Here is a 13,928-nt window from a genome sequence, read left to right on the forward strand (position 1 = left end):
TCGCCCATGCCCAAGTACCAGTTTGATGTGGAAGTACAGCCAGAGTACCTGCCGGAGCAGTCCTCCCCGGACTCTGGCGTCTTCAGCTTTGCCTACACCATCACCATCACCAATGCAGGCGAAGCGCCCGCCCAGCTGATCTCGCGCCACTGGATCATCAGTGACGCCCGGGGCCACACCGAAGAGGTCAAAGGCCTGGGCGTGGTGGGCCAGCAGCCTTTGCTCAAACCGGGCCAGTCGTTCCAGTACACCAGCGGTTGCGGTCTGCGCACCGCCAGTGGCACCATGCACGGCACGTTTTACTGCGTGGCAGAAGACGGCGAACCATTCAGCAGCCCGATCCCCTTGTTCGTGCTGGAGGCGACCGCCCCCGGAACCTCGGGTCAGCCCATGAACGGAAGGGTGCTGCATTGAAGCGGCCGGCCCCGGATTTGGCGGAGCTGCTGGCGGCCCTGGACCCGCACGCAGGACTTGGGCAGCGCCATGTATGGCTGATTGACCTGCTCGACTGGGTGCGTGGCGCGCGCGATTCGGTACCGGGTTCCACGTCCCGGGTCCAACTGTTTCTGGAAGCGGTCGAGGCGCGCCCCGATGTGCAGCGGCAGCTGCAAACCTGGTGGGCCACCCTTGTGGAGTCGGTAGACATCACCACGCTGCTGGCTGATTTTGGCTTTGCCAAGGACACGGCACTGCTCAGCGAAGCCGCAGAGCGACTGCGCAACAAGCTGCTGCCGCACAGCCCCGAAACCATTGACGCATCGGAGCTCTTCGTTCTGGCCCTGCCCAGTGCTTTCGATGCAAAGTGGCTCGGCGCACTGGACGAAGCCACGCTGAACCGGCTGGTAGCCCTGCTGACGCCGCAAAGCCCTCAGGGCGCATCGCGCTGGCAGCACGCACTGCTGGACGCCATCACCTACTGCGCGGGGCAGATCCTCTCGACCGGCTTTGCGCCGGGGTTGCGCCTGCGCATGAGCGAATCGGCCCGCGAGTCGCAACCCTTTCATGCGCTGATCCGTGATGTGGAAAGCCTGCGCGTGGAAGTGTTGCATGCGCTGCGCACCCCCGACCGGCTGCAGGAGGCAGCCCGGCGACTGCGCGAGCGCCTGGAAGCCTGCCGTGCCGCCGCTGCCACCGTTTACACGCACTTTGAAGACAACGGAATTTCCGTGGACCTGGTGTTTCGGCTGCGCCAGTTGCGTGCGCGCATCCTGCGGGTGCGCGAGTTGCTCGACTGCCTGCTGTCCCCCCAGCCCGCCGTCACGGCGGCCCGCCTTCTGGCGCATCTGGTAGAGGTGGGGCAAGAGCGGCGCAGCCTGCGGGCGCTGCTGGCATCCAACTCGTCACTGCTGGCCGCCAAAGTGGCCGAGCGCAGCGCCGAGACGGGCGAACACTACATCACGCGCACGGCGGTCGAATACCGCTCCATGGTGAAGAAAGCCGCTGGCGGCGGCGCCGTGATGGCCTTCACCACGCTGGCCAAGTTTGCCCTTTACGCAATGGCGCTGTCGGCATTCTGGGGCGGCTTCTGGGCGGGGGCGAACTATGCCTTGAGCTTTGTGCTGGTGCAGTTGCTGCACTTCACCGTAGCCACCAAACAGCCGGCCATGACCGCCCCCGCCATGGCGGCCAAGCTCAAGGAGCTGGCCTCGGGCGAGGCCATTGAGTCGTTTGTCGATGAAGTCGCCCACCTGGTGCGCTCACAGGTTGCAGCCGTGCTGGGCAATGTGCTGGTGGTGTACCCCCTGGTTCTGGGCCTGGCGCTGCTGATTGCATGGGCCAAGGGCTCGCCCGCCATCAGCACGAAAGAAGCCGGCCATGTGCTGGAGTCGCTGCACCTCCTGGGGCCGTCGCTGCTGTTCGCAGCATTCACGGGCGTGCTGCTGTTTGCCTCCAGCATCATCGCGGGCTGGACCGAAAACTGGTTTGTGCTGCACCGGCTCGACTCGGCCGTGCGCTACAACCCGCGCATCACCTCCCGGCTGGGCAAGGAACGCGCGGCGCGCTGGGCGCACTTTCTGCGCGAGAACCTGTCGGGCTTTGCCGCCAACATCTCGCTGGGCTTCATGCTCGGCCTGGTCCCGGCGTTTGCAGGGTTTTTCGGGTTGGGGCTGGACGTGCGCCATGTCACACTGTCTTCAGGGCAGTTGGGCGCGGCCACGGCTGCGCTGGGCTGGGACGTCATTCACCAGAGTGCGTTCTGGTGGGCTGTAGCCACCATTCCCCTGCTGGGCGCCCTCAATGTCGGAGTAAGCTTTTACATGGCTTTCCGCCTGGCATTGCGAGCCCACAACGTGAGCGGTGTTGACCGCTCTCGCATCTATGCAGCAATGCGGCACCGCCTGCTCAAGGCGCCGTTGAGCTTTTTCGTGCCTGAACGCCAGGCCGCCTGATTCAGGCGCTTCTGGCCTGCGCAAACACGGGCGCCGCTGTCCTACAGGGCACTGTCGTTTGCGCATGTAAATTCAGGTAACCGCCGGGAAGGACCGTGGCGCCAGCAGGCGCTGGCCTGTCTTTCCCGCCCACCGGGCGCTGCCCGTCTGATGGAGAGGACCCATGAAATGAACGAAATCCTGAGCTTCTGGGCGCAGTGGCTGCGCCCTTCGGCCGGGTTGCCCACGGTGCAATGGTCGCTGTTGCTGGCGGTGGCCGCTATCGCGGGTTATCTGTGCCAGCGCCACACAGGCCTGCCCAAAGTGGTGGGCTACTCCCTGGTGGGCACCGCTGCCGGTCTGGCAGGCTTCAGCGGGGCGGTGTGGCCGCTTCAGGGCATCGGGCTGTTTCTGCTGGAGCTGGGCATCTCCATCGTGCTGTTCGAGTGCGGCGGACGCATTCCGCTGCGCTGGTTTCGCCACAACCCCATGGTGCTGGTGCAGAGCATTGCCGAATCGGCACTGACCTACTTTGCCGTCTATTGGGTGCTGGTGTGGCTGGACATGCCCGCGCATGTGGCTGGCCCGCTGGCCCTGGTGGCGCTGGCCGCATCGCCCGCCGTGCTGACGCGCGTGGTGGCCGACACCCGCGCGGCCGGCCCCGTCACCGAGCGCGCCATTGTGCTCGCCACCCTGTCCACCCTCTATGCGCTCACCCTGGGCAGCGCCCGTGCCGAGCAGATCAACCGCCAGAGCGTCACGTTGCTGGACACCATGTATCCCGTGGTGGTGGTGCTGGGCGTGTCGATCATCGTGGCGGCTGTGCTGTCGCTGGCGCTGCGCATGGCCTTGCGCTTCATGAGTCCGACCAGCGAAAACACCTCGATGCTGCTGCTGGCCCTGATCGCCGCTGCCACCGCCGTGGCAGCGCACATGGGTGGCTCCGCGCCGCTGGCGGCCCTGCTGGGCGGCATGCTGCTCAAGCAGCTCAACCCGCGCCCGTGGGCCTGGCCGCGCCAGCTGGGCAACGCCTCGTCGCTGCTCACCATGCTGATGTTCGTGCTGGTGTCCACCGTGGCGGCGCAGGCCGACTGGAGCGGCCCCGTGGTCGGCGTGGTGCTGGCACTGATCGCCGTGCGACTGGCCGCAAAGGCCGTGGGCGTAGGGCTGGGCAATGTGGGCAGCGGTGCCAGCTGGCGCCAGGCCCTGTGGGTGGGCTGCGCCATGACGCCCATGTCGTCCATTGCACTGCTGATCGCCTCGCAGTTCGTGGTGGCATCCCCCTCCACGGGCCACCTGATTGCCCGCGTGGCGCTGCCCGCCATCTTGCTCATGGAAGTGCTGGGCGCCGTGATCGCCACGGTAGCCATCTACCGCGCGGGCGAGAGTTCCAAACCTTGGGCCCCGCTGTCGCGCGGCGGCAATGGAGACCGAAGTGAGTCTTGAAGCCTTTACCCATTCCGAACCGCTGACGCTGGGCGTGGAGCTGGAGCTGCAGCTGGTCAACACCCACGACTACGATCTGGCGCCCTACGCCGAAGACATGCTGCGCCTGATGAGCAAGGTGCCGCTGCCTGGCAGCGTGGTGCCCGAGATGACGAACAGCATGATCGAAATCTCCACCGGCATCTGCCATTCGGCCAGCGAGGTGCTGGGGCAGCTCAGCCCCATCCGCGACGCGCTGGTCAAAAGCGCGGACAAGCTCAACATTGCCGTGGTGGGCGGCGGCACGCACCCGTTCCAGCAGTGGCACGAGCGGCGCATCTACGACAAGCCACGCTTTCAGGAGCTGTCGCAGCTGTATGGCTACCTTTCCAAGCAGTTCACCATCTTTGGCCAGCATGTACACATTGGCTGCCCCGATGCCGACGCCGCGCTCCTGATGCTGCACCGCATGTCGCGCTACATCCCGCATTTCATTGCGCTGTCGGCCTCCAGCCCCTACGTGCAGGGGCAGGACACGGCGTTCGACTCGGCTCGGCTCAACTCGGTGTTCGCGTTTCCTCTGTCGGGCCGCGCGCCATTTGCACTGACCTGGGACGATTTCACCACCTACTTCAACAAGATGACCCGCACCGGCGTGGTCAAGAGCATGAAGGACTTTTACTGGGACATCCGCCCCAAGCCCGAGTTCGGCACCATCGAGATCCGGGTGTTCGACACGCCACTGACCATCGAGCGTGCCGCCGCGCTGGCTGGCTTCGTGCAGTCGCTCGGCGCGTGGTTCCTGAACGCGCAACCCTTCATGCCCCAAGAGGACGACTACCTCGTCTACACCTACAACCGCTTCCAGGCCTGCCGTTTTGGCATGGACGCCGTGTATGTCGACCCTGCCACCGGCGACCACATGCCGCTGCGCGACCATATCCGCATGACCATGGACCAGATCGCCGGGCACGCGGCCATGCAAGGCGCATCCAACGCCATGCACATGCTGCGCACAGAAACCGAAGCCGGACAGAACGACGCCCGCTGGCTGCGCGAGCGCCAGCGCGAAGAACAGCTGCTGGCTGAAGTCAGCCGCCAGGCCGCATTGCGTTTTCGAGGCACCAACTGACCCGCCCGATGCCACTGTGCACAAGGTGCGGCGGCGGGTAACCGGCCAAGCCTGCGCCACCGCGCCGATGCCCGGATGCGCGACACACCGCACAATTCGTCCCCATGGGTGAATTCGACCTGATTGCACGCTACTTCACGCGGCCCGTGCGCCGCGCCGCCCTGGGCGTGGGCGACGACTGCGCGCTGCTGGCGCCCGCGCCGGGCATGCAGCTGGCCGTCTCCAGCGACATGCTGGTGCAAGGCCGCCACTTCTTTGCCGACGTGGACCCCGAACGCCTGGGGCACAAGGCGCTGGCCGTGAACCTGTCGGACCTGGCGGCCTGCGGCGCGCGCCCGCTGGCCTTTACGCTGGCCCTGGCACTGCCCCGCGTGGATGCGCCCTGGCTCGAAGCGTTTTCGCGCGGGCTGCTGGCCCTGGCCGACGGACACGGCTGCGAGCTGGTGGGCGGCGACACCACGCAAGGACCGCTCAATATCTGCATCACGGTGTTTGGGGAGGTGCCCGCAGGCCAGGCCTTGCTGCGCAGCGGCGCGCGGCCTGGCGACGACATCTATGTCAGCGGCACGCTGGGCGATGCCCGGCTGGCGCTGGAGGCATTGCAAGGGCACATCACCCTGCCCGCCGATGTGCTGGCCGCCGCCCGCCTGCGCCTGGAGCAACCCACACCCCGCGTGGCACTGGGCCAGGCGCTGCGCGGCGTGGCCAGCAGTGCCCTGGATGTGAGCGACGGGCTGCTCGGCGACCTGGGCCACATCCTGCGCGCCTCGGGAACAGGTGCCTGCATCGATACCTCAATTACTACTTATTTGATAGCTATTAGCGCTTTACCTATAAGCGCTAGAGGCAAATTTGACCCTGAACTGCTCCACCAGTGCACTCTGGCCGGGGGCGATGACTACGAACTGGCTTTCACCGCCCCGGTGGCCCGGCGCGCCGCAGTGGCCGCTGCGTCACTGGCCAGCAGCACACCCGTCACGCGCATCGGCCGCATCGAGGCCGAACCCGGCCTGCGGCTGGTGGACGCGCAAGGCCAGCCCGTGGTGCAGCGCTACGCATCGTTCGACCACTTCGCCGCAGGCTGAAGCGGCGGCAGGATTCGGGATGCAGGGTCCAGCAGTTCGCACAGCAGGGCGACATGGCCCTGGCGGTAATGCGCGAGTTCATGCGGGTCCGCATCGCCCAGCACCACCTGCGACAGCAGGGCATGCACCACCGGCGAGACCACCAGCCACGGCTCTTGCGTGATCACGCTGGGAACCCACCCCTCCTGCACGGCGTGGGCACGCAGAATGACGCCCAGCAAGGCCAGATGGGGCTGCACCACGTTGCGCTTCCATAAGGCAACGAGGTGCGGCACACGCGCACTTTCAGCCACCAGCAGGCGCAGCGTGGCCACCGCGCCAGGGCGGCCCAGCGAGTCATAGAGCTTGTCCACCACCCACTGCGCCAGCGGCCGTATGCCGTTGCCCAGCACCGGCATTTGTCCAAAGTCGGGTGGCGCGAGCGAGCGGGTCAGCAGTGCCTCGAACACTTCCTCCTTGCCCGCGAAATGGGCGTAGAGGCCGCCTTTGGAGAGCCCGCAGCGGCGCGCGATGTCGTCCATCCGGGCTGCGGCAAAGCCCCGCTCGGAGAATTCGACCAGCGCGGCGTCCAGAATCTGCAGCACACGCACCTCGGGGGGCAGGCGCTGTCGCAGCGGCACGACGGCCGGGGCCGCGCCTGAGGGTGGCAGTTGCTGGGTCATCGTTTTGTCTCGCGTTCTGGCTATGCTCGGCATTATTATCTACCGACCGGTCGGTAAGCATATAAAATTGATACATCTCAAGTCACTCATCGTCTGGCCTGCGTAAAGTGCAACGGCACCATCGGCCCGCTTTTCATCTGGGACTCCATTCATGCCAACCCCTGCGAACACCACCCTGTCCATGGCCGAACGGCTCGACCCCACCGTGCACGCGGCTATTGCGCGCAGTGTTGCGTCGCTGTCGCACGCCTCTGCCCTGATGGCAGCCAGCGACTGGGCCCTGCATCTGGCCGCCTCGCCGGGCCACTGCATGGACCTGGCGCACCTGGCGCTGCGCCAGGGGCAGGAAATGGCGGCGTACGCCCTGGCGCGAATGGCGGCAGGCCCCGACAAGAAGGCCCGCCATGCCGTGGCCACCCCCACCCAGGACCGGCGCTTTGCCGACCCCGCCTGGCAGCAGTGGCCGTTCAACCTCATGCACCAGTCGTTTGTGCTGACCGAGCAATGGTGGGCCGCCGCAACGCATGGTGTCTGGGGTGTGGACAAGCACCACGAAGACATGGTGGCCTTCGCGGCCCGACAGTTTCTCGATGTGTTCTCGCCCGGCAACCAGCTGGCCACCAATCCCGTGGTGCTGAACCGCACACTGGCGCAAGGCGGCGCCAACCTGGCGCGTGGCGCGCTCCATCTGCTGGACGACGCCCGGCGCCATGCCGCTGGCATGCCGCCCGCTGGCGCAGAGAATTTTGTGGTCGGCCGCGACGTGGGCATCACCCCCGGCAAGGTGGTGCTGAAGAACCGCGTGATGGAACTGATCCAGTACACGCCCACCACCAAAGCCGTGCACCCCGAGCCGATCCTGATCGTGCCGGCGTGGATCATGAAGTACTACATCCTCGATTTGTCGCCCCACAACTCGCTCATCAAGTACCTGGTGGACCAGGGGCACACGGTGTTTTGCATCTCCTGGATCAACCCGGGCGCAGAGGACCGTGACCTGGGCATGGATGATTACCTGGACCAGGGTTTTCACGCCGCACTGAACGCCATCAACACCATCGTGCCCCAGGCCAAGGTGCACGCCGCCGGCTACTGCCTGGGTGGCACGCTGCTGGCGATTGCGGCCGCCGCCATGGCGCGCGACGGGGATGAGCGCCTGGCCTCCATGACGATGTTCGCGGCGCAGACCGACTTCACCGAGCCAGGCGAACTGGCCCTGTTTATCGACAACAGCCAGATCAGCCTGCTGGAAGCGCAAATGGCCCAAACCGGCTACCTCACGGGGGCCCAGATGGCCGGCGCGTTCCAGATGCTGCGCTCCTACGACCTGCTGTGGTCGCGCCTGGTCAACGAATACCTGCTGGGCGAGCGGGCCCCCATGAACGACCTGATGGCCTGGAACGCCGACACCACGCGCATGCCCGCCAAGATGCACTCGCAGTACCTGCGTCGGCTGTTCCTCGACGATGACCTCAGCGAGGGCCGCTACCCGGTGGGCGGCAAGCCCGTGACGCTGGGCGACATCACCTTGCCCACATTCATGGTGGGCACCGTCACCGACCACGTGGCGCCCTGGCGCTCGGTCTTCAAGCTGCAGCAGCTGAGCCCCGCCGAAAACACCTTCGTGCTCACCAGTGGCGGCCACAACGCAGGCATCGTCAGCCCGCCCGGCAACCCGCGCCGGCATTTCCAGATGCTGACCCGCCCGGCAGGCGGCAACTACCTGCCGCCCGACGCGTGGCTGGCCGCTGCCACGGACACACCCGACTCCTGGTGGCCCGCCTGGCTGGCATGGCTCAAGGCGCGCTCGGGCACCCCGGTCAAACCGCCCCGCGCAGGCGCTACCGCCTACCCTCCCGTGGGTGATGCCCCCGGCACCTACGTGCTGGAAAAATAGCCATGGCCACGCCCCCTGCAACGGCCCGCCGCGCTGCTTGCGCCCTGGCAGCCGCCACGCTGGTGCTCACCGGTTGCGCATCGATGGCACCGCCTTTTGAGACGCCCGCCTTGCCAGTGCCCGCGCACTACGCCACACCGGGCACGGACACCGGCACGCCGGCCGCCACCACCGGCTGGCGCGACTATTTCACCGACCCGCGCCTGCAGGCCCTGATTGCGCAGGCGCTGGAGAACAACCGCGATCTGCGCACCACCGCGCTGCGCGTGCAGGAGGCGCGGGCCGCCTATGGCATCCAGCGCGCCGACATGCTGCCCACCCTGGGGGCCCAGGCCGGCATGGACCGCTCGCGCGTGCCGGCCGACCTGAACCTGACGCGCCAGCCCTTGCTGGGCAGCCAGTACCAGGCTGGCGTGGGCCTGGCCAGCTGGGAAATCGATTTCTGGGGGCGCGTGCGCAGCCTGAACGACGCGGCCCTGCAAAACTACCTGGCCAGCGATGCGGCCCGGCGCGCCGTCACGCTGGGTCTGATCGCACAGGTCGCCCAAAGTGAACTGGCGCTGCGTGAGCTGGAGGAGCGCCTGCTGCTGGCGCACCAGGCCATCGCCAGCCGCAAGGAAAGCCTGCGCATATTTCAGCGGCGCGTGGACGTCGGGTCCGCATCGCGGTTGAACCTTACCCAGGTGCAAACGCTGCTCTCGCAGGCCGAGGCACTGGGCGCCCAGCTGGAGCAGGCCCGCGCTCAGCAGGCCAACGCCCTGGCGCTGCTGGTGGGTGCGCCGGTGGGGCCAACACCTGCCACCGTGCGCCTGGACACCCTGCAGATGCCGCCACTGCGCGTGGGCCTGCCGTCCGACCTGCTGGCCCAGCGCCCGGACATCATGGCCGCCGAGCACCAGCTCCGGGCGGCCCAGGCGCAAATCGGCGCAGCGCGTGCGGCGTTTTTCCCTCGCGTGGCGCTTACAGGCTCGCTGGGCACCGCCAGCGCCGAGCTGGGCGGCCTGTTTGACAGCGGCAGCCAGGCCTGGACGTTCTCGCCCACCATTTCCGTGCCCTTGTTCAACGGCGGGCGCCTGCGCAACAACCTGAACCTGACCGAGGTGCGCCGCGACATCGCCGTGGCGAACTACGAAAAAACCGTGCAGGGCGCCTTCCGTGATGTGTCCGACGCGCTGGTGGCGCGCCAGGTCCTGGCCCGCCAGCTGGCCATTGCGCAGGATGCGCGCGCTGCGCAGAGCGAGCGCGCACGCCTGTCGCAGTTGCGTTATGACCATGGCGCCGCTGCGTTCCTGGAAGTGCTGGATGCCCAGCGCGACCTGCTGGTGGCCGATCAGCAGGTGGTGCAGTTGCGCCGCGCCCTGCTGTCCAGCCAGGTCAGCCTGTATGCCGCGCTGGGCGGGGGCGCGCTGGCCGAGCCCCCCCGATGCCACCAATGCCACTAGCGCCGCCGTTGCCCCCACCGCAACCCGCCCCGCTCCCTGAGCCAGCCCCTTTTCAAGCACCATGAACTCCACCCTCAAAAACCGGCTGATTCTTCTGGCCGTCCTGGCCGCTGTGACGGCTGCGGGCACCTATGCCTGGTCCACCCTGCGCCCCCAGGGCCCCGGCGAGGGTTTCGTCAGCGGCAACGGCCGCATCGAAGCCACCGAAGTCGACGTGGCAGCCAAACTGGGCGGCCGCGTGCAAAGCATTCTGGTGAAAGAAGGCGATTTCGTCACTGCCGGCCAGCCCCTGGCCCACATGCAGATCGACACGCTGGAAGCCTCACACGATGAGGCCAAGGCGCGGCACCAGCAGGCGGTGGCCGCCGTGGCCACCGCCGAAGCCCAGGTGGCCGTGCGGCAAAGCGACCGGCAGGCCGTTCTGGCCCTGGTGGCGCAGCGCCAAAGCGAGCTGGAGGCCGCGCAGCGGCGCCTGGCACGTTCGCAAACCCTGGTGCGCGAAGGCGCCTCGTCGGACCAGGAATTGGACGACGACCGCGCCCGCGAACGCAGCCTGCAGGCCGCCGTGGTGGCGGCCAAGGCCCAAGCCGATGCCGCGCAGGCGGCCATCACCGCGGCACGCACCCAGGTGACCAGCGCGCGCGCCTCGGTCACGGCCGCGCTGGCCTCGGTGGCGCGCATCCAGGCCGACATCGCTGACAGCGCACTGCTGGCGCCCCGCAGCGGACGCGTGCAATACCGCATCGCCCAGGCCGGCGAGGTGATCGGCGGCGGCGGCAAGGTGCTCAATCTGGTGGACCTGTCCGATGTCTATATGACCTTCTTTCTGCCCGAAACCGTGGCAGGCCAGCTGGCATTGGGCAGCGAGGTGCGCATCGTGCTCGATGCGGCGCCGCAGCTGGTGATTCCGGCCCGGGTGTCTTTTGTGGCCAGCACCGCGCAATTCACCCCCAAGACGGTGGAAACCGCCAGCGAGCGGCAAAAGATGATGTTCCGCGTCAAGGCGCAGATCGCCCCCGAATTGCTGCAAAAGCATGTGCAACTGGTCAAGACCGGCCTGCCCGGCATGGCCTGGCTCAAGCTCGACGCAAACGCCCCCTGGCCGGCCCATCTGGCCGTGAAGCTGCCGGAGTAAGGCGTGGCAGCAACGTCCCCCAGCGTGGTTCAGCTGGCCGGTGTGGGCCTGCGCTACGGCAAAACCGTGGCGCTGGCGGACATACAGCTCGACCTGCCCGCCCAGCGCATGGTCGGGCTCATCGGGCCCGATGGCGTGGGCAAATCCAGCCTGCTGGCACTGGTGTCCGGCGCGCGGGCGCTGCAGCAGGGCAGCCTGCAGGTGCTGGGCGGCGACATGCGCAGCAAACAGCACCGCGATGCGGTCTGCCCGCGCATCGCCTACATGCCGCAAGGCCTGGGGAAAAACCTGTACCCCACGCTGTCGGTGGAAGAAAACCTGCAATTCTTCGCCCGCCTGTTTGGCCACAACGCGGCCGAGCGGCGCCGGCGCATCGATCACCTCACGCACAGCACCGGTCTGCACCCCTTTCTGGCACGCCCGGCGGGCAAGCTCTCGGGCGGCATGAAGCAAAAGCTGGGGCTGTGCTGCGCGCTGATCCACGACCCCGACCTGCTGATCCTGGACGAGCCCACCACCGGCGTGGACCCGCTGGCGCGCGCCCAGTTCTGGGATCTGATTGCCAGCATCCGGCAAGAGCGCCCGCAGATGAGCGTGGTGGTGGCCACGGCCTACATGGACGAGGCCCAGCGCTTTGACTGGCTGGTGGCCATGGACGACGGCCAGGTGCTCGCCACCGGTGCGCCCCACGAGCTGCTGGAACGCACCGGCACCAGCAACCTGGAGGCCGCCTTCATCGGGCTGCTGCCCGAGGCCAAAAAACGCGGGCACGAGCCCGTGGAGATCACACCGCTGGTGCTGGACGACGACGCAGAGGTGGCCATCGAGGCGCAGGGCCTGACCATGCGCTTTGGCGACTTCGTGGCCGTGGACCATGTGGATTTCCGCATCCGCCGCGGCGAGATCTTCGGGTTTCTGGGCTCCAACGGTTGCGGCAAGTCCACCACCATGAAAATGCTCACCGGCCTCTTGCCCGCCAGCGAGGGCGATGCCTGGCTGTTTGGCCAGAAAGTGAACCCCAAAGACATCGAAACCCGCCGCCGCGTGGGCTACATGTCCCAGGCGTTTTCGCTGTATGGCGAGCAGACCGTGCGGCAAAACCTGGTGCTGCACGCGCGCCTGTTCCATGTGCCCGAAGCCCAGGTGCCAGGGCGCGTGCAGGCCATGGTCGAGCGCTTTGGCCTGCAGGAAGAGATTGACAGCCTGCCCGATGCCCTGCCCCTGGGCCTGCGCCAGCGCCTGTCGCTGGCGGTGGCCATGGTGCACCAGCCCGAGCTGCTGATCCTGGACGAGCCCACCTCGGGTGTGGACCCGGTGGCGCGCGACAACTTCTGGCGCCTGCTGATCGAGCTGTCGCGGCGCGACCGGGTCACGATCTTCATCTCCACGCACTTCATGAACGAGGCCGAGCGCTGCGACCGTATCTCGCTCATGCACGCCGGCAAGGTGCTGGTCAGTGCCAAGCCGGCAGACATTGCCATGCAGCGCGGCGCGGGCTCGCTGGAGCAAGCCTTCATTGCCTACCTGGAAGACGCCTCGGGCACCCGGCGGGCCGTGCCCGCTGAACGCACGCCAGCGCCCGCCCCCACGCCGGGCGCCACCGAGGCTGCCCCCGCACGGAACGCCGAGCCCCCCGCCGCGCCGCCGAGCCGGAGTTTCTTCAGCCTGGGGCGCGCCCTGAGCTACATGTGGCGCGAGACGCTGGAGCTGCGGCGCGACCCGGTGCGCGCCACGCTGGCGCTGCTCGGAACCGCCCTGCTGATGTTCATCATTGGCTACGGCATCAGTATGGACGTGGAAGACCTCAGCTATGCGGTGCTGGACCACGACCAGACCCTGCTGAGCCAGAACTACACACTCAACCTCGCGGGCTCGCGCTACTTCATCGAAAAGCCACCGCTTGGCAGCCACGCCGAGCTGGACCAGCGCATGCGCAGCGGCGAACTGGCGCTGGCCATCGAGATTCCGCCCGGCTTTGCGCGCGACCTGCAGCATGGCCGGTCGGTGCAGGTGGCCGCCTGGGTGGATGGCGCCATGCCCATGCGCGCGGAAACCGTGCGCGGCTATGTCGGCGCCATGCACCAGATGTGGCTGGCCGACCTGGCGCAGCCACGGCTGGGCGTGCGGCTGGCGGCGGCCAGCTCGGTCGAGACCCGCTTTCGCTACAACCCCGATGTCAGAAGCCTGCCCGCCATGGTGCCGGCCGTGATTCCGCTGCTGCTGATGCTGATACCCGCCATGCTCACGGCGCTCTCGGTGGTGCGTGAAAAAGAGCTGGGCTCGATCATCAACCTGTATGTCACACCCGTTACGCGCACCGAATTTCTGCTGGGCAAGCAGCTGCCCTACATCGCGCTGGCCATGTTCAACTTTCTGCTCATGACCGCGCTGGCCGTCACGGTGTTCGATGTGCCACTCAAGGGCAGCTTTGCCACGCTGGCGCTTGCGGCACTGGTGTTCGTGGTGTCGTCCACGGGCATTGGCCTGCTGGCCTCCACCTTTACCCGCAGCCAGATTTCGGCGATGTTCGTCACCATGATCGGCACGCTGATCCCTTCCATCCAGTATGCGGGGCTGATCAACCCGGTGTCCTCGCTCGAAGGCGTGGGCGCCTTCGTGGGGCGCATTTTTCCGGCCACGCATTTCCTCACCATCAGCCGGGGCGTTTTCAGCAAGGCGCTGGACCTGGGCAGCCTGCTGCCTTCGTTCTGGCCCTTGCTGATCGCCGCGCCGGTCATCGTCGGCACGGCCATCTTGCTGCTGCGAAAGCAGGAGTCCTGA

10 protein-coding genes are annotated in these 13,928 nt (G+C 67.2%); 9 read left to right on the forward strand and 1 reads right to left on the reverse strand.

Going from position 1 to position 13,928, the window contains the following annotated elements; translation table 11 throughout:
- The first annotated feature begins 6 nt into the window (after positions 1-6).
- From apaG to thiL, 5 genes are all read left to right on the forward strand, one after another.
- A complete protein-coding gene (gene apaG, locus K226_RS0102220) occupies positions 7-414 on the forward strand; it encodes a Co2+/Mg2+ efflux protein ApaG (RefSeq protein ID WP_024813247.1) in 408 nt (135 codons plus the stop codon).
- A complete protein-coding gene (locus K226_RS0102225; protein ID WP_024813248.1) occupies positions 411-2,390 on the forward strand; it encodes a site-specific recombinase in 1,980 nt (659 codons plus the stop codon). Before apaG ends, K226_RS0102225 begins: the two co-directional genes overlap by 4 nt.
- 168 nt (positions 2,391-2,558) lie before the next feature.
- Complete coding sequence (locus K226_RS0102230; protein WP_024813249.1) at positions 2,559-3,815, forward strand: cation:proton antiporter; 1,257 nt, start codon at positions 2,559-2,561, stop codon at positions 3,813-3,815.
- On the forward strand, positions 3,805-4,926 hold the full coding sequence (locus K226_RS0102235; protein WP_024813250.1) for a YbdK family carboxylate-amine ligase: 1,122 nt from the start codon (positions 3,805-3,807) through the stop codon (positions 4,924-4,926). The genes K226_RS0102230 and K226_RS0102235 overlap by 11 nt, the downstream gene beginning before the upstream one ends.
- Before the next feature lie 104 nt (positions 4,927-5,030).
- Positions 5,031-6,011, forward strand: coding sequence for a thiamine-phosphate kinase (thiL, locus tag K226_RS0102240; RefSeq protein ID WP_024813251.1), 981 nt, complete (start codon positions 5,031-5,033; stop codon positions 6,009-6,011).
- Here the strand turns inward: thiL and K226_RS0102245 are convergent.
- Complete coding sequence (locus tag K226_RS0102245; RefSeq protein WP_024813252.1) at positions 5,978-6,673, reverse strand: TetR/AcrR family transcriptional regulator; 696 nt, start codon at positions 6,671-6,673, stop codon at positions 5,978-5,980. The genes thiL and K226_RS0102245 overlap by 34 nt on opposite strands.
- Before the next feature lie 151 nt (positions 6,674-6,824).
- Between K226_RS0102245 and K226_RS0102250 the strand changes: the two genes are divergently transcribed.
- The 4 genes from K226_RS0102250 to rbbA all read left to right on the forward strand — a co-directional run bounded on the left by K226_RS0102250 (position 6,825) and on the right by rbbA (position 13,928).
- Entirely contained in the window at positions 6,825-8,570 is a 1,746-nt protein-coding gene (locus K226_RS0102250) for an alpha/beta fold hydrolase (protein WP_024813253.1), read from the forward strand.
- A 2-nt stretch (positions 8,571-8,572) separates the two neighbouring features.
- The gene (locus K226_RS0102255; RefSeq protein WP_024813254.1) at positions 8,573-10,012 is read left to right on the forward strand and encodes an efflux transporter outer membrane subunit; all 1,440 of its coding nucleotides are present in this window, start codon (positions 8,573-8,575) and stop codon (positions 10,010-10,012) included.
- Positions 10,013-10,073: 61 nt separating this feature from the next.
- Positions 10,074-11,147 carry an HlyD family secretion protein gene (locus K226_RS0102260; protein ID WP_024813255.1) on the forward strand — a complete coding sequence of 358 codons (1,074 nt, stop codon included), beginning with the start codon at positions 10,074-10,076 and terminating at the stop codon, positions 11,145-11,147.
- Positions 11,148-11,150: 3 nt separating this feature from the next.
- A complete protein-coding gene (gene rbbA / locus K226_RS0102265; RefSeq protein WP_024813256.1) occupies positions 11,151-13,928 on the forward strand; it encodes a ribosome-associated ATPase/putative transporter RbbA in 2,778 nt (925 codons plus the stop codon).

Source organism: Acidovorax sp. JHL-3, from assembly GCF_000526295.1.
Classification (GTDB): domain Bacteria; phylum Pseudomonadota; class Gammaproteobacteria; order Burkholderiales; family Burkholderiaceae_C; genus Acidovorax; species Acidovorax defluvii.